This is a genomic window from Adlercreutzia muris (assembly GCF_041223505.1).
Lineage (GTDB): Bacteria > Actinomycetota > Coriobacteriia > Coriobacteriales > Eggerthellaceae > Adlercreutzia > Adlercreutzia muris.
Map to the genome: position 1 here is coordinate 86,982 of NZ_JBCLQK010000004.1, position 20,741 is coordinate 107,722.

General features: G+C 64.9%; 13 protein-coding genes. All 13 read left to right on the forward strand.

Annotated features, from left to right (window positions below; translation table 11 throughout):
* Window positions 1-5 precede the first annotated feature (5 nt).
* The 13 genes from AAK988_RS05345 (at window position 6) to AAK988_RS05405 (ending at window position 20,701) form a co-directional block, all read left to right on the forward strand.
* Window positions 6-677: a potassium channel family protein gene (locus AAK988_RS05345; protein WP_135970624.1), complete on the forward strand. Its 672-nt coding sequence runs from the start codon at window positions 6-8 to the stop codon at window positions 675-677.
* Complete coding sequence (locus tag AAK988_RS05350) at window positions 677-2,482, forward strand: DUF2207 family protein (protein ID WP_369873489.1); 1,806 nt, start codon at window positions 677-679, stop codon at window positions 2,480-2,482. Before AAK988_RS05345 ends, AAK988_RS05350 begins: the two co-directional genes overlap by 1 nt.
* A 51-nt stretch (window positions 2,483-2,533) precedes the next feature.
* On the forward strand, window positions 2,534-3,061 hold the full coding sequence (locus tag AAK988_RS05355; RefSeq protein WP_135970626.1) for a shikimate kinase: 528 nt from the start codon (window positions 2,534-2,536) through the stop codon (window positions 3,059-3,061).
* Between the two features lie 357 nt (window positions 3,062-3,418).
* Window positions 3,419-4,936, forward strand: coding sequence for an alanine/glycine:cation symporter family protein (locus AAK988_RS05360; RefSeq protein WP_304596665.1), 1,518 nt, complete (start codon window positions 3,419-3,421; stop codon window positions 4,934-4,936).
* A 355-nt stretch (window positions 4,937-5,291) separates the two neighbouring features.
* Window positions 5,292-6,647, forward strand: coding sequence for a molybdopterin-guanine dinucleotide biosynthesis protein B (gene mobB / locus AAK988_RS05365; protein ID WP_369873488.1), 1,356 nt, complete (start codon window positions 5,292-5,294; stop codon window positions 6,645-6,647).
* 92 nt (window positions 6,648-6,739) lie between these two features.
* On the forward strand, window positions 6,740-7,906 hold the full coding sequence (locus AAK988_RS05370) for a 4Fe-4S binding protein (protein WP_369873486.1): 1,167 nt from the start codon (window positions 6,740-6,742) through the stop codon (window positions 7,904-7,906).
* A 153-nt stretch (window positions 7,907-8,059) separates the two neighbouring features.
* Complete coding sequence (locus AAK988_RS05375) at window positions 8,060-8,914, forward strand: transporter substrate-binding domain-containing protein (protein ID WP_369873485.1); 855 nt, start codon at window positions 8,060-8,062, stop codon at window positions 8,912-8,914.
* Between the two features lie 164 nt (window positions 8,915-9,078).
* The gene (locus AAK988_RS05380) at window positions 9,079-9,732 is read left to right on the forward strand and encodes an amino acid ABC transporter permease (RefSeq protein WP_369873484.1); all 654 of its coding nucleotides are present in this window, start codon (window positions 9,079-9,081) and stop codon (window positions 9,730-9,732) included.
* Window positions 9,725-10,495 (forward strand): amino acid ABC transporter ATP-binding protein, encoded by a 771-nt coding sequence (locus AAK988_RS05385; RefSeq protein ID WP_135970632.1) that lies wholly within the window; start codon window positions 9,725-9,727, stop codon window positions 10,493-10,495. The genes AAK988_RS05380 and AAK988_RS05385 overlap by 8 nt, the downstream gene beginning before the upstream one ends.
* 9 nt (window positions 10,496-10,504) lie before the next feature.
* Window positions 10,505-11,197: a histidine phosphatase family protein gene (locus AAK988_RS05390; protein ID WP_369873483.1), complete on the forward strand. Its 693-nt coding sequence runs from the start codon at window positions 10,505-10,507 to the stop codon at window positions 11,195-11,197.
* Window positions 11,198-11,383: 186 nt separating this feature from the next.
* Window positions 11,384-17,395: an isopeptide-forming domain-containing fimbrial protein gene (locus tag AAK988_RS05395; RefSeq protein ID WP_369873482.1), complete on the forward strand. Its 6,012-nt coding sequence runs from the start codon at window positions 11,384-11,386 to the stop codon at window positions 17,393-17,395.
* A gap of 247 nt (window positions 17,396-17,642) precedes the next feature.
* On the forward strand, window positions 17,643-19,202 hold the full coding sequence (locus AAK988_RS05400; protein ID WP_369873481.1) for a S1C family serine protease: 1,560 nt from the start codon (window positions 17,643-17,645) through the stop codon (window positions 19,200-19,202).
* Between the two features lie 608 nt (window positions 19,203-19,810).
* Entirely contained in the window at window positions 19,811-20,701 is an 891-nt protein-coding gene (locus AAK988_RS05405) for an RHS repeat-associated core domain-containing protein (RefSeq protein WP_369880475.1), read from the forward strand.
* The last annotated feature ends 40 nt before the right edge of the window (window positions 20,702-20,741 follow it).

Consider the following 20,741-nt stretch of genomic DNA (forward strand, 5'->3'; position numbering starts at 1 on the left):
GTCTCATGTACATTGTCATTGCCGGCGGCGGCAAAATCGGTTCCTACTTGGCCTCCATCATGCTGAAGAGCGGCAACGAGGTGGCCGTGATCGAGCAGAAGCTGGCTACGGCCGACCGCCTGTCGGTGCAGTTGGAAGGCCGCTACCTGGTCATTCACGGCGACGGCTGCGATTCCCGCTATCAGGAGGACGCGGGCATTCGCACGGCCGACGTGTTCGTGGCCACCACGGGTCAGGACGACTCCAACCTGGTGTCCTGCGAGATCGCCCAGCGGGTGTTCCATGTGCCCCGCTGCATCGCCCGCGTGAACAATCCGAAGAACCAGCGCATCTTCCGTGAGGTGGGCATCGAGTGCGTGTCCTCCACGACCCTCATCGCGAACCTCATCGAGGAGGAGGCCCTGCTGGGTTCGGTGTCGGTGGTGTCGTCGCTCACCCACGGCAATGTGGCCCTCGCCGAGGTGACGGTGCCGCGCATGCGCCGCTTCTCCAACGAGGATGGCGTGCTCATCGAGGAGATTCCCCTGCCGGAAAACGCTCTTATTGCCGCCGTGTCCAGCGGTGGCGACGTGGAAGTGGCCAACGGTGACACGCTGCTGTATCCCGGGGACAAGGCCATCGTCGTTGCCGACAACGACGTGCTCGACGACGTGCGGCAGGCGTTCCGGAGCCTGTAGTGCGTCAGCGGTCGCGACATAGCCTGCTTCCCCTCGCTGCCCTGGGCGCCGCGGTGCTCGCTCTGCTGTGGGTCGCCGTGGCGCCGATTGCGGCCTGGGCGGCCGACTATCGCTGCACCGAGGTGGACCTCGTGGCCCAGGTGCAGACCGACGGCTCGGTGTCCGTGGTCGACCAGCGTATCTTCGAGTTCGACGGCGCCGAACGCGAGACCCTCAAGTGGCTCTACGAGGGCTTTCCCGAGGATGCCGCCTTGGTGGTGGAACGGGTGCGCATGGCCCCGGCCAATGCCGAGGGGGCCGTGGACGGGGAATGGGTGGACCTTTCCGAGGCTACCTTCCAGCTGCCCTGGCGCTCAGGGGGCGGCCCCGAGAGCGACGCCTGGGCCTACGACCGCTTCCAGCACCGGCTGTACGCCTTCGTGGGTCATCTGCCCTCCCGGGTGGTGTTCGAGGTGGCCTATCGGGTGGAAGGTGCCGTGGTTGCCTACGACGATGCCGCCGATTTCCAATGGCTGTACGTGCCGCGGGACTACGCCGTGGCCCTCGATAACGTGACGGCCGAGGTGGTGCTGCCCCTGGCTGCTGACGACACCGTGCGGGCCGAGGACAACGTGTACGCCTGGGGCCATGGGCCGGCGGACGGCTCGGTGTCCATCGCCCTGGACGGGTCTATCACGTTCACCGATCCCGAGGTGGAGCCCACCCAGTTCGCCGAGGCCCGGGTGCTCTTTCCCGTGGACTGGCTCACCAACCTGAGCGACGAGGCGCGACTGGCGAATCAGGGCAACCCCCAGTATTCCTGGACGCCCCGCTACGAGGCCGAGTGGGTCGATCGCGATACGTATCGCACGATTATCCGGTTGCGGCTCATCATCGGGCTGCTGGGCCTGGCGGCCGTGGTGCTCGTAGGGGCGCTGCTCGTCTACCGGCGCTGGGGTCGCGAGCGGCCGCCGGCCTTCACCGACGACTACGGGGACGAGGTGCCCGACGCGCGCCTTGCCCCAGCAGTCATGGGGCGCCTGTGGCGCTGGAACCACGAGAGCCCCGACGACGTGGTGGCCACGGTGCTCGACATGGTGCGTCGCGGGGCCCTGACGGTGCGTCGCGACGACGACGGGCGCCCGGCGGCCCTCGTGCTGCTGCCCGACCTCGGCGCCCGAACGACGGCCCGGGCCGAGGCGGTCCTCGACGGCGCCACGCTGCGTCTGCTGCGCACCCTGGCCGCAGGGGCCGAAGAGCTTTCCGTGGGCGCTGCGGCCGCCTTCGCGCGCTCTCACCCGAGCGAGTTCCTGCAGGCCGAACAGGCGTGGCAGCTGTCGCTCACGGCCTTGGTGGAGCCCTACTGCTTCTTCGATCGGGGCAGCCGCCGCGCCCAGCGCGTGGTGCTGTTGGCTGCCGCCCTGGTGGCCCTGCTGGCACTTGTCTCCTTCTTCGCCCTCGGGTGGCTGCCGGCCCTGCTGGCCCTGGCCGCTGCTGGCGCCACGGCCGTGCTCGGCAACTACACCATGCGCCGCTCCGTGGAGGGGAACAACATCGTCGCCCGCGCCAAGGCCCTGCGCAATTGGCTGCGCGATGGCGATGTGCGGGCTGAGATCGACCGCCCCGAGCTGGTCATCTACGCCTACCTGTTCGGCGTTTCCGAGTACGGGGAAGAGGTGGGCAGCACCGTGTCCGGCCAGCCCGTGGCCGCCGGCATTCTCGTTCCCGCCACGATGGCAGCCACGCTGGCCTACCTGGCGCCGCGCCTGTCCCGAACGTTGGGAGACGCTCTGCGGGCGGCCCACCATCGCGCCGAGGTGTCCTGACCCTATCTGCCCTGGCGGCCTCCGGGCCGCCCTCACAAGAAAGGAAGCCCCATGAAAGAGAAGTCCTTCGAGCCCGGCCGCGACAACGTGGTGCTCATCGGCATGCCCGGCGCCGGCAAGTCCACGTTGGGAATCGTACTGGCGAAGATCCTCTGCATGGACTTCGTCGATGCCGACCTGCTCATCCAGCAGTCCTGCGACAAGTCGCTCCAGCGGCTCATCGATACGCTGGGCCCCGATGCCTTCATCGAGATCGAGAACCAGGTGCTCTCCGAGATGAGCTTCGAGCACTCGGTCATCGCCACGGGCGGCTCGGCCGTCTACAGCGACGCGGCCATGGAGCACCTCGGCAAGATCGGCCGCATTGTGTACCTCAAGATCAACTTCGACGAGTTGAAGTGCCGCCTGGCCGACTTCTCCGACCGCGGGGTGGTCATGAAGGGTGGCATCGGCATGAGCCTGCGCGACCTGTACGACGAGCGCCTGCCCCTCTACGAGAAGTACGCCGACATCACCGTGGACGTGAACGACCTCACCATAACCGCCGCCGCCCGCAAAGTGGCTGCGGCGTTGAAGTAGGGGGTTGCACGCGGGCCGGCCGACTCATTGGCGGCTTCCCGCGCTCTTCCTGTCTTGCGGCGAGGACGCGTTCGGTTCTCTCGAGGGTGCCGTGGCTCTCGTGGGGCGAACGATGAGGAGCTTGCTCCGAAATACCTGGATAACCTCGGAGGTTTGGGGTTGTCCGTCGTGTAAAATAGGGGCACTATCTCGCGCCGGTAGGGGCCGGTGCGCCGTGACCAAGAGGCCGTTTTCCTATCGCGAATCACGCTGACACCGTCCGACGGTGCGCATTGCCCGTGATTCGCGCGCAGAAAGACGGGCCCCGTCTGGGAACGCACGGGCTTGATGCCCGGCGCGTTCCGGAAAGGAGCATCTATGACCGATTTGAACGAGATGCTTGTTGCATGGACCGGCGAGATCAGTGGGTTCATGTACACCTACATCCTGGTGATCTTGCTCGTGTTCGTCGGCATCTATTTCACCGTCCGCACCAAGGGCGTGCAGATCCGCTACATCAAGGATATGTTCACCCAGCTGACGGAGAAGAAGCACGTGGAAGGCGAGAAATCCATCTCGTCGTTCCAGGCCCTCATGGTGTCCACCGCCTCCCGCGTGGGCACCGGTAACATCGCCGGCATCGCCACGGCGGTAGCCACCGGCGGCCCGGGCGCCATCTTCTGGATGTGGGCCATGGCCCTCATCGGCGCCGCGTCGGCCTTCATCGAGTCCACTTTGGCCCAGATCTACAAGATCCGCGGCAAGGAAGGCGAGTTCCGGGGCGGCCCGGCCTACTACATTCAGCAGGGCCTGGGCCAGCGCTGGCTCGGCATCATCTTCGCTTGGGCGCTCATCCTGTGCTTCGCCTTCGGCTTCAACGGCCTGCAGGCCTTCAACATGACCTCGGCCCTGGAGTACTACATTCCCGACTACGCCACCAACGGCACGGCCATCGGCGTGGGTATCGTGCTCATCGTGTTCACCGCTTTCGTCATCTTCGGCGGTGCGAAGCGCATTTCCATCATCACCTCCATCATCGTGCCCATCATGGCCATCGCCTACATCGTGCTGGCCGTGTGGACCACGGTCACCAACATCGGCGAGCTGCCCGCGGTGTTCGGCACCATCTTCCAGTCGGCCTTCAACTTCCAGTCTATCGCCGGTGGTTTCGCGGGCTCGGTGGTCATGCTCGGCATCAAGCGCGGCCTGTTCTCCAACGAGGCTGGCATGGGCTCGGCCCCCAATGCCGCCGCCACCGCCAGCGTGTCGCATCCCGTGAAGCAGGGCCTCGTGCAGAGCCTGTCGGTGTACATCGACACGCTGCTCATCTGCACCTGCTCGGCCATGATGGTCATGATCTTCTGGGTGCAGGACCCCGAGGCCGCCGCGGCCCTGAACGGCATGCCGCTGGTGCAGCTGGCCGTGAACAATGCCGTGGGCGAGGTGGGTATCCACTTCATTACCTTCGCCATCTTCGCCTTTGCGTTCTCCAGCCTCATCGGCAACTACTTCTACGCCGAGACGAACTTCCGCTACATCTTCAAGAACACCAAGTGGGGCATGGTTCTCTTCCGCGTGCTGTGCTTGGCCGCCATTTTCTACGGCTGCGTGAACAGCTTTGATCTGGCGTGGAACCTGGCCGACATCTTCATGGGCTTCATGGCCATCATCAACCTGGTGGCCATCCTGCTGCTGGGCAAGTGGGCTCTGGCCGCGCTGGCCGACTACACCCGTCAGCGCGAGGAGGGCAAAGACCCGGTGTTCTTGGCTTCGAGCGTGCCCGGTATGCCGGCTTGCGAGTGCTGGACCACCGCCGACCTGCCCGATTACGGCGACAACCCGGTGGAAGAGTACATTGAGGAGGCGGCATCCTTCGAGGTGGAGGGCTTGAAGTAGCCTCCTCCTTTGGCGAGACAACCCCTGGCCTCGCTAGGGAAAGCCCTCGGGCCCGACCATGTGGTCGGGCCCTTTTCTTTCAAGGGGGGGTGGAACTCGCGACGCGCCGAGGCGGTTTGGCGGTGCGCTGCCTGCTTCACCTCGCAGCGCGGCACAGGGCGGCGTTCGCGATCCGCCCCCGTGGTCGGGGGGAGCTGGGCGGCGTTCGCGATCCGCCCTCGTTGTCCTCCGGGACGGCGTGATGGCCTGCGCTCGTGCTATACTGGCCCGGAACTATGACGAGGGGGCGCGACCCGGCAGTATTCGTGCTGCGGCCTGGGGAGGCGGGGCGCTCGCAGAGAGGTTGAGGGATACTATGATCGATATACCGAGCCCGGCCATTGCCATTGTGGGGCGACACAATTCCGGGAAGACCACGCTCATTGAGCGGCTTATCGCCGAGTTGGTGGACCGCGGCTACGACGTAGGCTCCATCAAGCATCATTCCCATGCCGGATTCGACATCGATTATCCGGGGAAGGACTCCTACCGCCATCGTGCCGCCGGCGCCTCCGAGACGGTTATCGCGGCTCCGGGCCAGGTGGCGCGCGTAAAGACCATTGAGGGCGAAGAGGAGTGCGGCGATCTGGTGCGCTCCATGCCCGGCCACGACATCGTGGTGGTGGAGGGCTATCGCAAGAGCGGCCTGCCCACCATCGAGGTCATGCGTGCGGGCAACGCCGCCGATGCCCACACGGCCGAGGTGTTCCTGCGGGGCGCCCGCGCGGGCGTGCCCCTGGGGGCCGACCACGTGCAGATGGGCCGCGGAGACGGGGCGGCCACGGCTGGGGCCGGCGCCCCCGCCCCCTCGAGCCCTGCTTCCTCCCCGGTTCCGGCCGGTGCCCCGGTTCCGGCCGGTGCCCCGGTTCCGGCCTCCGCTCCTTTCGCTGCCGACGAGCGGGAGAAGATGCCGGCCGCGTCCACGGTGGCGGTGGTGACCGATATTCCCGCGGCCCGCGAGGCGGCGGCCCTCTACGGCATTCCGGCCTTGGGCCTGGAGGACACGGCGGCTCTCGCCGATTTCCTGGCCGAGCACTACGTGCGCCCGCGCGTCACCGTGGTCATTCAGGCCGGGGGCGAATCGCGGCGCATGGGCCGCTCGAAGGCCACGGTGCCCTTCGTCGGCCGTCCCCTCATTTGCCGGCTCGTGGAGCGGCTCTCGCCGGTGGCCGACGAGCTCATTATCACCACCAACGAGGCCCCCAACCTGGCATTCCTTCATGAGATGTACCCCGACTTGAGCATTCGCCTCGTGCCCGACGCCTACAACGAGCGCGGGGCCCTTCCCGGCATGTACACGGCTCTTTCCGCGGCGCAGAATCCCTATGTGGCCGTGGTGGCCTGCGATATGGTGTTCGCCAGCGCCCGCTTGGTGGTGGCCGAGGCCCTGGCCATGCACGAGAGCGGCGCCGATGTGGTGGCTCCCCACAACAAGCACGGCTTTGAGCCCCTGCACGCCATGTACCGTCGGGAAACCTGCATGCCCGCCGTGCGCCGTCGCGCCGATCGGGGCGAGAAGCGGGTGCAGAGCTTCTTCGACGACCCCGAGCTTTCGGTGCTTCCCTATACTCAGGACAAGGTGCTCGCGGTGGAGCCCCGCGGCGGCTGCTTCATCAATGCGAATACGCCGGAAGAATTGGCTCGCATCGAAGATTCCTATCTGGGAGAATAGGGGCGCACGAAAAACCGGCTCGCGCCGCCGAGGGGAACCCGCGGCCCTGCGCGCGGGGCGCGGCCTGCTCGCAAGTGGAAGGAACGGACGTCATGCCCAACCTGAACGATATCATGGAGATGGTAGACGCCTTGGAAACCAAGGCGGTCATTACGGCGCCCACCCGCTGCGTGGCCGTGCGCAACCGCCACTCCACCTGCCGCAAGTGCGCCGATGTGTGCATGGCCGATGCCATTGAGATCGAGAAGAACGAGCTGGCCATTGACGCCGGGGCTTGCGTGGCGTGCGGGGCGTGCATTGCGGTGTGCCCCACGAGCGCCCTCATTTCGGTGGATCCCATGGAAGAGGAGCTGGCTGCTGCCGTGGCCACCGCCACTGCCGCTGCCGAGGGCGTGACCGTGATCGCCTGCGCCCGCAAGGCCGCCCGCCAGACCGGCGATCCGGACAAGTACGCTGTAGTGCCCTGCCTGGCTCGCATGGACGAGCGCCTGCTCGTGGAACTGGCCGCCCAGGGCATTCGGGACATCCAGCTGGTGGACGGCACCTGCCGTACCTGCAAGTACCGCGCCGCCGCACCGTGCATCGACGACACGGTGGAGTCTGCCCGCACGCTGCTGGAGGCCGTGGGGTCTGCCACCGCCATCACCCGCAGCGACGACTTCCCCGAGGCCGTGAAGGTGGCCGATCTGCACAAGGCCGTGGGTGCTGCGCGCCGTGAGTTCTTCACCTCCACGGGCCACTACGCCAAAGATGTGGCGAAGACGGCGGCCGAGAAAATGGTGAACGAGAAGCTCAAGCAGCTGAAGCTCCAGAAGGAGGAGCAGTCCCTGCGGGAGAAGCTTGGCGTGAAGAACGGGGCGGGGAAGATGCCCACCATTGAAGCTGAGCGCAACCTGGAGATCCTCGATGCCATGAGCCGCATCGGCGAGCCGGAGGTGCCCGAGATGTTCACGCGCATCTTCGGCGACATTGAGATCGACGTGGAGAAGTGCAACGGCTGCGGCATGTGCGTGATGTTCTGCCCCACCGATGCCCTGCGCAAGAGCCTCGACGTGCACCCGGACAAGACCCGGGGCTATGTGGAGTTCTCCATGGCCGACTGCACCCAGTGCAACCTGTGCGCCGATGCCTGCCTGAAGAAGTGCATCGAGATCATCCCCGTGGTCCCCATGGCCGAGCTGTTCGACTTCGAACCGCGCCTCGTGGAGATTTCCTCCTCCAAGAGCGGCAACAACAAGCTCTTTAACCGCAAAAAGTAGCGGGTTCTGCCGCTTCCCGTGTTATACTTGCCAACACTTCAGTACTTTAGTACGCTAAAGAGGTAAAGTGAACGGACGCGCCGGATAAGCGGTGCGACGGAAGCAACGGACAAGGGGCGGACGAAGGGTTCGCCGCCTTCAAGGGAGGAACCTATGAAGAAGATGACGAAACTGGCGGCCATGGCCGCGACCCTGTGCCTGGGCGCGGCGCTTCTGGCCGGTTGTGCCGGTGCGGGCGACAATGGCGCGGCCGACAATGGCGCCGACAACGGTGCCGCGGCCAATCCCGAGGCCATCACGCTTATTGTGGGCCTCGATAACGCCTACCCGCCCTACGGCTTCATCGGCGACGACGGCAACCTGACCGGCTTCGATATCGACCTGGCCACCGAGGTGGCCGCTCGCAACGGCTGGAACCTTGAGCTGGAGGCCATCGACTGGGATGCCAAGGACGCGCTCTTGGGCCAGGGCACCATCAACTGCATCTGGAACGGATTTACCATGGAGGGCCGCGAGGGCAAGTACGCCTTCTCGAAGCCCTACATGCACAACGAGCAGGTCGTGGTGGTGAAGAAGGACTCCGGCATTAATAAGCTGGAGGATCTGGCCGACAAGAACGTCATGACCCAGGCCGACTCCGCCGCCCTGGACGTGCTCGAAGGCGATCAAAAGGCCCTGGCCGACACCTTTGCCGGCGGCAAGGCCCAGACCATCGGCGACTACAACAACGCCTTCATGCAGCTGGAGTCCGGTGCCGTGGATGCCGTGGCCTGCGACCTGTCCATTGCCGACTACCAGATGGCTGCCAAGCCGGACATGTTCGTGAAGCTGGAGCCCCTGTCCACCGAGAACTACGCCGTGGGCTTCGCGAAGGACGGCGATACCGCCATGGTGGACGCCGTGAACAAGACCTTGAAGGAGATGTACGACGACGGCACCATCGCCCAGCTGTGCGAGAAGTGGGGCGAGTACGGCATCAGCATCGACAACTGGGTGCTGACTGACTAGCCGGTCGCAACCTCGCTGACTTCCTTGGGCGAACCAGCGAGAAGTAGGTAAAGATATATAGAGGGAGGGCGAAGTCCTGACGGGCTTCGCCCTCCGTGGCGCTGGGGTGCGGTATCATGGGCACCCGGGTGTAGGCCGGACGGCTAGAGAGGAAGTGGAGAGGCGTGGAATTTCCCGTTATGATGGGCATTCTCATGGAAGGCCTTGGGCTGACGGCCCAAATCTTCGTCATTACGCTCGTGGGGTCGCTGCCCCTCGGCATTGTGGTGGCCCTGGCCCGCATGAGCCGGTTCAAGCCCTTGGCCTGGCTCGCCCAGCTCTACATTTCCATCCTGCGCGGCACACCGCTCATGCTGCAGCTCATGGCCATCATGTTCGGCCCCTACTATTTGTTCGGCCTGAACATGGGCAGCGATTGGAAGTTCTGGGCCTGCGCCATCGGCTTCATCCTGAACTATGCGGCCTACTTCGCGGAAATCTACCGCTCGGGCATCCAGTCCATTCCCCGCGGCCAGTACGAGGCGGCCACGGTGCTGGGCTATTCCAAGGCCCAGACCTTCACGAAGATTGTGCTGCCCCAGGTCATCAAGCGCATTCTGCCGGCCATGGGCAACGAGATCATCACCCTGGTGAAAGACACGTCTCTGGCCTTCGTGCTCGGCATCATGGAGATGTTCTCGGCAGCCAAGGCGCTCGCGGCCAGCGAGGTGTCCATGATCCCCTACGCCATCGCCGCCCTCATCTACTGGGTGTTCTGTCTGGTCATCGAGTTTATCCTGAACCGCGTCGAGAAGAAGCTGGATTATTATCATGACTAACGCTGTTGTAACGTTGAACCACGGCAAGAAGGCCTTCGGGGACAACGAGGTCCTGAAGGATATCTCGCTGACGGTGAATAAGGGCGACGTGCTGGCGGTCATCGGGCCGTCGGGCGGCGGGAAGTCCACGCTGCTGCGCTGCCTGGCGCTGTTGGAAACGCTGAATTCGGGCGACTTGTCCTACGGCGATTTGGTGGTGTGCTCCAACAACGCCGAGGGCCGCGCCGTGTACGGGGATGCGGCCACCATCGCGAAGGCCAAGACCCGCTATGGGCTCGTGTTCCAGAACTTCAACCTGTTTCCGCACTATACGGTGCTGCAGAACGTGACCGATGCTCTCATCTGCGTGCAGAAGATGCCGAAGGACGAGGCTTTGGCCCGGGGGCGCGATCTGCTGGCGAAGATGGGCTTGGCCGATAAGGAATCCATGGTGCCCTGCGATCTGTCCGGCGGCCAGCAGCAGCGCGTGGCCATTGCTCGGGCGATGGCCATGAACCCCGATGTGCTGTACTTCGACGAGCCGACGAGTGCCCTGGACCCGGAGCTCACGCGCGAGGTGCTGAAGGTTATCCGCGATTTGGCGGCCGAGCATATGACCATGGTGATCGTCACCCACGAGATGGGCTTTGCCCGCGACGTGGCCGATCAGATCATCTTCATGGACGGCGGCGTTATCGTGGAGCAGGGACCGGCCAGCGAGGTCATCAACAACCCCCGGCACGACCGCACCCGGGCCTTTCTGGCGAACTACGACCGAGATTAGCCGCACGTCATGGCCGTCACCTTCTACTTCACCCGCCACGGGGAAACCCAGTTCAATGTTGAGAACCGCGTTCAGGGATGGTGCGACTCGCCCTTGACGGAGAAGGGTGTGCGCGATGCCCGCCTGCTCGGCCGGGGCTTGGCCGATCGGGATTTTGCGGCCGCCTATGCCAGCGACGCCTCCCGGGCCCGCGATACGCTGGCCCTGGCCCTGGAAGCCCGGGCAGAGGCGCGTGCCTGCGAGGGACGGGCTATTGCGCCCGTTCCCGTACGCGAAGATGCACGGCTGCGCGAGTGGTGCTTCGGGGCGCTGGAGGGGGAGCCCTCCGAGGCCATGCGCCAGTGCCTGCGGGATCTGTTCGGGGAGGATCTGCCCCGGGAAGCCCAGAATCGGCGCCTCAACGAGATCGCCGACTATCTGAATGCCACCGATCCAACGGAACGGGCTGAGAATTTCGCTGCCATAGCTGCCCGCATCGAGGCGTTCCTGCACGAATGCGGCCGCGCCGTGGGGGAGGCGGGCGGTGGCAATGTGCTCGTGGTGTCCCATGCCCTGCTCATCCGCGCGCTGGTGTTCCTGTACGTCCGCGATGGCGTGCCCTTTCCCTCCAAGATCGAGAATGCCTCTATCACCGAGGTGGTGTGGGATGATGGCGCCATTTCCGTGGGGGCCATCGGCGCCACCGATCATTTGGCGGGCTAGCTGCTGGAGTTGCATCGGCTCCCGCCCAACGGTGCGGCGGGGCTCTTAACGGCATGTTTCGTTCCCGAGCAAAGACGTTTTGTTGAAAAATCGTCGGGTTGGCGTATACTGTGCGACACCTATACCGACGATTACGTTTGCGTCTTCCTCGGTCCATCGGCTGTGGAAGGCCAGGTGGGAGCAGCAATGAAAGAAAACGTACCCCAAAAGAAGCTGTTTCGTTGCATCCTGGCGGTAACCCTGGCGGCGGGCTTGGCCCTGCCGTCCGTGGGTGCATTCGCCTACGGAAGCCCTGAAGAAACATCTTCCGATTCGCTGACGGTGAACGACCGTCCTCTGGATGCCGGCGAAACTGGCACTGGCGAGGCCCTGCCGCCCGAATCTGATGAGCACGCCGACACTTCCGCTGGTGGCGATGGCGTTGCGCCTGACAGCTCGGCACCCGGCGATGGCTCCGAAAACGCCACGGGGGGGGGCGCTTCTAAGGAAGAGGTAGCCGATCCCGCTGTCGATGCCGCCGACTCTGCCGATGCCCCGGCTGTCGCTGCTCCCCCAGCCGATGATGGCATCGCGACGGCGGCCGACGGGGGAGAGCCGGCTCCCCAGGCCGACAGCGACGGCTTCACCGACTACGGCGGCCTCTCCATCCAGGGCGGCACCCCTGGCACCGACTACGATTTGGAGACGGTGACCTATACCCATTACTGTCGGAGTAGCACGCGTCCCGCTGGCTCGAACAGCGGCCGCGACATTACGGTGTACCCTCAGCCCAAGGCCGAAAACACGATATCCTCCCTCGTCATCAAGAAAGACGGCACCTATCGTCTGAGGAATACCCAGGGGGTTGATACGGCGGTGTCCACCTCCATCCGGGTCGAGCCCGGCGTGAAGGCCGATATCACCTTCGAGGGCGTGAACATTCGCAGCGAACTTCCCTTCAACATCGTCACCAACAGCACCGATAATGGCTCCTACCTCACGACAGAAGTGTCTGCCGACGACGTGAAGAACAAGACGACCGTGCACCTCACCCTCGCCGATGGCACGGTGAACACGCTCTACGCCAACCGGCACCTTACAAAGACGGCGAATACTGCCACCGACCCCACGCGCTATCAGCAGTACCCGGCCCTTCGCTGCGGCGAGGGCTCGGTTCTCGTGGTGGACGACGCGGTTCGCAACGTGGACACGGCCGGCAGGGCCATTGTTCCCGAGCAGGGCATGATTCCCGCAGGCACGAAGTACCGTGATAAGGACGGCGACACGCAGACGGCTACGGCCAAAGGCTCCGATCTGGTCAACAGCCTCTCGAATCTCGACAGCCGAAATCCGGGAGCCTTGAACGCCTATGGCGGTATTCGTGCGGCGGCCATCGGCGGCGGCCCTCTGGAGAATTCGGGTCACATGACGTTCAACGGCGGCATTATCCATGCCGAGGCAAACGACAGAACTGGCAACGGCGCCGGCTGCGGCATTGGCGGTGGTCACGCAGCGGGCAGCACCGAGACCATCTTCAACGGCGGTGAGGTGAAAGCCTATGCTTCCTATCATGGGGCGGCCATCGGCGGCGGCTGCACCTACGAGGGCGGCATGTCCCTGGGGACCCAGTACACATTCCCCTTCCAGGATGCCCTTATAACGCGCAATGCTCACGCCACGGTGGCTGGCGATATCACCATTAACGGCGGCTTTATTGAAGCCTTTGGCGCAGAGCACAGCAATGCCTTCGGTCAGGGTTGCGCGGGCACCAATGCAGGAAAGACCATTCTCATCACCGGCGGCACGCTGCTTCCCCATTGGGGCAACGGCGCCGGCTATCTCGAAATTGGTGGCAATCAGGGCTACGTGATCATCACTGGCGGCTCGGTCTACTGCACGCTTTTCCAGGGCAACGACAATGATGGCCTGGCCTATGGTGACGTGGAGAAGACCAAGAAGGTCGGCATGATCACCGTGGATGTGAAGTCGAAGATTCAGGCGGCGGCCGATAAGGCGCAGGTCACACCGGACTTTAACGCCAAGATGGAGAGCTGGGAGCTTCTGCTTGACAAGAAGCTCTCCGACCCGCGCTATGGGGCACCGGCGAATCTGAACGACGGCAAGCTGTATCTCTGGCTTCCCCAAGGCACGAACGACGACCATCAGATCGATGCGAACTTCTCCTATTATGTGGGAGACAAGCTGCTCACCTCCAATACCACCCTTCCCCCTGGATCGGTGGGCAGCGGCGACACCAAGCCGAAGGAGTGGAACGTCTTCGAGCTGGACGAGACCTTCGTGCGGGAGAACTGGAACAAGTACTACGATGGCAAGGAGCTTGAGCGGGTAGATGTGGAGAAGACCCCCATTCCCGTTGACGATCCCATTGACGGCAAGCTGAACCAGAACAAGTTCATCAAGTACTACTATTGGCAGGTCGATGAGGACGGCGAGACGGTCGGCAGCGCATCGGAGAACACCAAGACGCCCGCTGCTGCGGGAACCTACACCATCGAGGTGCGCTCCAACCAGTACGCCTCCGACCCGAACTTCAACATGACCTACTGGGGCCATGCGGCTACGGGTAGTGCGGTCATCTCGCCAGTGACCTCGAAGACCTCCTGGGAACTGACCGAGCCGCTGAAACTGGAGATCACCGACGGCGAGGGCAACAAGGTGGAGAAGGAGTACACTGGCCCCACCTGGGCCCAGGATGAGAACGCCGGCAACTTCAACACCGCCACGAACAACCACCTGGTGGTGCCCGTGGACGTAACCAGCGACAAGCTGCCCTTCGGCGACACCTACCCCGACGGCTCCAATATGTCGAAGACCACCTGCGCGGCACCGACGGGCCGCTTGCAGCTCTACATCGACGGGCGCGCGGTGCCCGAGAGCCTCGGCGGCGTCATCGAGTTCGATCGCGCCAAACTAGAGGATGACACCTTCGAGCGGGCCTGGATCAAGAAGGACGCGGATGGCCGCGAGCACACTATGGCCTACTTCAACCTGACCCGCGGCCAGCTGGAGGCCTTCGGCCTGGAGGACAAGAGCGCTGAGGGCAACGAGCACCATGTGTATGTGGAGTACACGAGCGCCCGGCCGGGGTCCGACCCGCGCGATGAGGCCGCTGCCAGCGCCGCTGTGGCCTCGGCCCTGGCCCGCATCATGGGCACCGAGCCCCGCGAAGCTTGGCAGCCGGCCCACAACGATTCCGCCTACGTGAACTACTACGAGTCGGCCAACGAGGCGGCACCGGTGGAAATTGAGCTGGCCACGCCGGACTTCCGCCTGTTCAACATGAAGGACACCGGCTATGTGCCCAACGGCGAGGGTCTCAGCGATGCCGACCAGGCCGCCAACGAGGCTACCGTGAAGGCCAACATCAACGAGAAGACCGAGCGCGACTGGATTGACCCTGCCACCAAGGAGCCCCGCGGCAAGCGGGAGGAGACCGACGTGTCGAAGTTCCGCGACGAGACCGACGAGGACGGCACGGTGATCGCGACCCATGCGGATTGGTTCCCGCTGTATGTGCAGTCCAATTCCATCGGCGACATCGTATTTACTAGCTCGAACCCGGGCGTGATTAAGATCGAGCCCAACGACTTCACCACGAACCGTCCCTATGTGGACGGCAAGGTGGATTACGGCGTGGGCGCCGTGGCGCGGGTGATGTCGGCGGGCAAGACCACCATTACGGCCACCATCAAGGGCACGGGCGCCTACAGCAGCGTGACCAAGAGCTTCGACGTGTACATCTTCCCCGATCTGGCCAAGGAGCCCGAGCTGGCCATGACCGAGACGGCCTACGACATGTCGCGCACCGACGGCACCATACGCCCCGGCGACACCTTGCGCTACGTTGTGACGGCCACCAACGAGAAGAACGACACGGCTTGCATCAACCCCGTGTACGAGCTGGGCATTCCCGGCGACACCGACTTCTCGGCCCTGACCATCGTTGACCCGGAGGGCAACGAGGTGCAGGCCGATTACGAGGTGGTCGGCGACAAGGTGGTGGTGAAGAGCCTGCCCACGCTGTTCGGCGGCCAGTCCTACCGCTTCAAGCTGGACGTGGTCGTGAAGACCGATGTGCTGGACAAGCAGCCGGGCGAGAAGCCGGAGTTCCTGAGCCATTCCGAGGTGTCGGGCGTTTACGGCATCGATCCCGATGCCTTCGACTGGGATAACCGCATCGATACCGAGAACGGCGTAGAGGTGACCCCGGCCGAGGCCGAGGCCAATCCGACCCTGCCCCCGAGCCCCGATGCCGCCCCCGAGCCGGAGCCGGAGCCCATCGTGCCCGACCCCGACACGGCCACCGAGATTCTCGGCGGTGACCTGCTCGACCCGGATCCGACCGACCCGGACGATCCGGACGACCCCGACACGCCGAAGAAGCCCGGCGTGCCCGTGGGCCCCGTGAAGCCCGGCTCACCCTTCGACGAGGCCGTGGATGCCGATCCGGACGACCCCACGAAGCCGGCTCCGCCGACCGATCCCGATGCCGACCCGGACGACCCCGATGCCCAGCCGCCGAAGCGCCCCATCCAGGAGGGCGATGTCATCGTGCAGTTCGGCGACAAGAAGGATCCACAGTCGCCCGAGGATATTGCCAAGGAGCTGGACGAGCAGATCAAGCAGAAGCTGGAGGAGGATCCCGAGGCCGACCACGTGGATATTCCGGTGACCATCGAGCGGCCCAACCCCGATGACCCGGATGGCGACCCCATTCGCGAGGAGGTCATCGTCACGGTGCCCATTACGCCCGAGATGCGCCCCGACCCGGTGGACCCCGATGCCCGCGACGACCACGATCTCATCATCGTGCCTGACGATGTGGACCCCCGCCCCGGCGGCGACATCACCACGACCAAGACGGCCGAGAACGTGACCCCCGGCTTCGCGAACCGGCCCAACCAGGCATCGGCCCTGGTGGGCGATACCATCCGCTTCACTATTACCGTGGCCAACGGCAAGCCCGGCAGCTCCTACTACGACGTGGTGGTGAAAGACCCCCTGCCCCAGGGTCTGGCCTACGTGGCCGGCTCGGCGGTGGTGACCGATGCGGCCGGCAAGGAGTACCGCGACTTTGAGGCCGACTGGGATGAGAACTCGCGCATCCTCGGTTTTTGCCTGGGCGATGTGCCGGGGCTGAAAAGCGCCAGCGTTACCTTCGAGTGCACGGTGACCGGCGAGGCCCTGGACGGCGATGGCAACCTGTCCAACATTGCGGCGCCCCTGGGCACCCAGCCTTCGCAGACGGTGCCCGAGCCCGATCCCGACAACCCCGCGCCGGGGCCCATCGTGATCGACCGTGAGCCCACCCCGCCCGGCCCCTACAACCCCGAGGACCACGGTACCACGTGGGAGGACAAGGAGAAGGACGTCATCGACGAGATCAAAGACCTGTTCCCCGAGATTCCCGAGGACGAGGAGATCGTAATCCCGCCCTCCGAGCCGGCCGACCCCGGCACGGCGAGCCCGTCGGATCCGAAGCTGGAAGATGACGACGAGGGACCGGCCGATGTGAAGCTGGTGAAGACGGCCGAGAACCTGGACCGCAGCGACGGCAGCACCCACGTGGGCGATACCGTGCGCTACACGGTAACGGTGAGCAACGCCAAGCCGTATTCCATGTGGTACGACGCGGTCGTTCGCGACGAGGTGCCCGAGGGGCTGGAGGTGCTGGAGAAGAGCATCAAGCTGACCGATGCCGCCGGCACGGTGCACGACGTGCCCGATTCGGCCTACGATGTGCGCAGCCGCGTGCTGGCCGTGGCCTGCGGCGACTTGCCCGGCGGTGCCTCGGTGTCGGTGACCTTCGACGCCCTGGTGACCGAGGACGCGGTGGGTAAGGACGTGGGCAACACGGCTTCGGCCCACGGCACGCTGCCCTCCACCCGCGAGCCCGGCGGTGCCGGCACGACCCCTGGCGGCCCCTTCGTGCCCTCCGAGGGCTGGGAGTCCTTCATCGAGGGGCATCCCGGGGTGAGCAACCCCGACCCGGTGTACCCGTCGGCCGATGTGAACGCCAAGGGCGGCATCATCGGCGGCGACGTGGACGACGGCAAGAAGCACCGCACACTGCTGTACCTGGCCCAGACCGGGGATGCGGCCCGCGGGGCCCTTCTGGTAGTCGCGGCCTGCGTGGCCGGCTGCGTGGCCGTCATCGCCCTGGCGCGGTCGCGGCGTCAGAGCCGGCGCAGGGCTTAGGACTTAGGGGCGGTTCCGGAAGGGGCCGCCCCCTTTTTCGTCGAGTGTCACATCCGTGCCCGGCAGACCGCCCTTCTTCACGCGGAGGGGGTCGCCTGCGTTCCGCTGGCCGCCCCTAGATGTACACCAGGTGGTGTATCTCCGTGACGCAAGCGTGACGATGGGTTGCCAGCATGGTGGATTCTCTCAGGGGCGTGCTAAGGTTTGCCGCAGCATACGTTGCAACCCTTCTGCAAAGGAGACCCCTATGACTGACATGAACGGCACTCCCGCCCCTGGCGGGGGCACTCCCGCTCCCGGTGGCCAGCCCGGCCAGCCGAATTCCTTCCAGCCGGTTCACCCCGCCCCGGCCGCTTCGCAAACCCACAGTGCTCCCCATGGCCAGCAAGCCTGGGGGGCGCCCCAGCATGGCTACGCCGCGCCCCAGGCCGGTGCCCAGCAAACCTATGAAGCCGAGCCCGTCCATGCCCAGCATGCGGCCCAGAAGAGCTCCGGCGGCAAGACCTTCCTCATCGCATTTGCCGGTGCCCTGGTGGCCTGCGTGCTCGCCTTTGGCGTGTGGGGCGCTGTGGATGCCATGACCGGTTCTTCCCCGGCCACCACGGTGACCGATCCCAACACCGGCCAGCCGGTGGTCATCTCGCCGAGCGAGGATGCCACTCTGGCCGAGGGCGTGGCCGCGAAGTGCCTGCCCTCCGTGGTGGCCATCGACGTGTACGCCGCCCCCCAGTCCATGGGCGGCATGGGCGGTCTGGAGGAGCTGTTCGGCTACAACTACGGCTACGGCACTCCGCAGGACCAGGGTGGCCAGGAGCTCCAGATGTACTCCCAGGGCTCTGGGGTGGTGCTGTCCGAGGATGGCTATATCATCACGAACAACCACGTGGTTGAAGGTGGTGCCGCCTATAAGGTGACCGTGGCCGGCGAGACCTACGACGCCGAGCTGGTGGGCACCGACGCCTCTTCCGACGTGGCTGTGCTGAAGGCCAAGGACGCCAGCGGGCTTACCCCCATGGATATTGGCGATTCCGACAATCTCACCATTGGCGAGTGGGTCATGACCCTCGGCTCTCCCTTCGGTCTGGAGCAGTCGGTGGCCACGGGCATCGTATCGGCTACGAGCCGTTCCCAGATCATGGACGCCACCGAGTCCATGCAGTCCGGTGGCTCGGGTGAGGTGACCATCTATCCGAACATGATCCAGACTGACGCGGCCATCAACCCCGGCAACTCCGGTGGCGCGCTCGTGGACGACGAGGGCAAGCTCATCGGCATCAACACGCTCATCACCTCTTATTCCGGCAACTACTCCGGCGTCGGCTTCGCCATCCCGGTGAACTACGCCATCAACCTGGCCCAGCAGATCATCGCCGGCCAGGAGCCCACCCACGCCCAGCTCGGCGTGAGCCTGTCTACCGTGAGTGCCCAGGCGGCCCAGCGCTACGGCCTGGCCGTTGACACCGGCGCCTATGTGGCCGGCGTGTCCGAGAATTCCGGCGCCGCGGCGGCCGGTATCGTGCCCGGCGACATCATCACCGCCTTCGACGGCCAGCCCGTGGAAAGCGCGAGCGACCTCATGCTCGACGTGCGCACCAAGAACCCCGGCGACACCGTAACCCTGACTGTGAACAGCGGCGGCCAGGAGAAGGAGGTCCAGGTGACCCTCGGCGACGACGCTGCCACCCAGCAGCAGAAGAAGGCCGAGACCGAGCAGCAGTCCATGGACCAGCCCCAGGGCGGCATGGGCGGCCTGAGCATCGAGGACATGCTGCTCCTCTACGGCCAGCAGCAGCAAGACGCCGCGTAGGCTTCGAGCCAACCCGCATCTGTCCGACGCCTCGGCGCGACGAGTGCTTCAACTTGCAGCAAGGCGCTCCGCCGCGCCAGTGCGGTGAACCGCTACGGCACCAGGTGCCTCGCCTAAGCACCGCCCATGCCTCGCAACCCCAGCGGGCCGGCTCCCTTCCCGGAGCCGGCCCGCTTTGCGTTTGATGGAAGGGGGCGATTGTCGGTTGCGAGGAAAAGGCGCCGCAGATAGCCCTGCCGGCGGCAGAGGGAGGGAGGCCGCGGATAGCCCTGCCGCCCGCAGAGGAGGGAGGCCGCGGATAGCCCTGCCGACGGCAGAGGGGGGCTGCGGATAGCTCTGCTGGCTGTAAAGTGGCCGCGCAAGACCCTCTGCGACACCAAACTGCCCGTTTCCGCCAACCTCAGGGAGGTTTCTGGCGGAAACGGGCAGTTTGGTGTCATTTTCTTGGCGAAAAGCAGGGGTTTGGTGCTTCTGCCCAGAGGAACACCAGGTCACAGCATCGCTAAAAAACTGTCCGTGATACCAAACCCCTCATTTTTGACAGGAAAGCCAAGAAGGATGTCAAAAATAGGCGATTTGGTACCCAGGGCTCCACCTACACGCCCTATGTGCAGGAGCGCTGGGAGTTGGTGGCCTATGTGAACTCCACGGTCATCGACGATGTGGCCCAGCCCCTGGCCCGCGAATCCAGTGTATCGGGCGCCCTGAACGACACCTACGGCCTGGGGCGCCTGTCCACTGTGGGCGGCACTGAGGCCGTGCCTGTGGCCGATACGTACTTGGAAGACGGCTTTGGCAGCGTGAGCGCCGTAATGGCCGGCGACGGCCGCATCGCGGCCAGCTACGCCTACGCCGAGGGCAACCCGGTGGCCTCGGCCGACCCCACGGGCCACGTGTCCGCCGCAAAGAACCGTTACAAGCAACAGCAGGCCGCCAAGAAGCGGGCGACCAAGCAGTCGACGGCTCGCAAGAGCACGATCCAGAAGCTGAAGAAGACCTCGGCAATATCGAAGATCGTCACGACTGTCAAAAGGGTCCAGAGCGCCCGGAAGGCCAAGACCATATGGGCCCCTCTGAAAAAGGCGACCCAGAGTATCGCGAAGACGGTGAGGCAGTCGGGCTACAAGTCGGGCGGCTCCGGAGGGGGCGGCAGCGGATGGAGCCCGGGCTCCTCGTCCTATAGGGGCGGCAAGTCGACGTCGCGGTCGGCCTATCGGGCGGCTGCTGCGAGTCGGTACGCGAAGACCTTTGAGGCTGTGACGCGCACGCTGTGTGGCACGGCGTCCTACATGGGCTCGTCCCAGGCGAAGGCGCCATTCGAGGTGTGGCGATGGAGAACGAGGGCACGCCGGCCGGAGGCGGCGCGAGCGATGCCATTGCCATGGAGACGAACGCCTTCTACTACGATCTTGGCACTACCGAGGTGCCGCCACTGCTTTAGCTGGCCGGCTAGTCGTCCCTATGCAAAGCCCTCTCTCGCCGATATCTGCTATAGGTGAGATATCGACTTTTGATGTATATAGTATTGTTAGATTATAT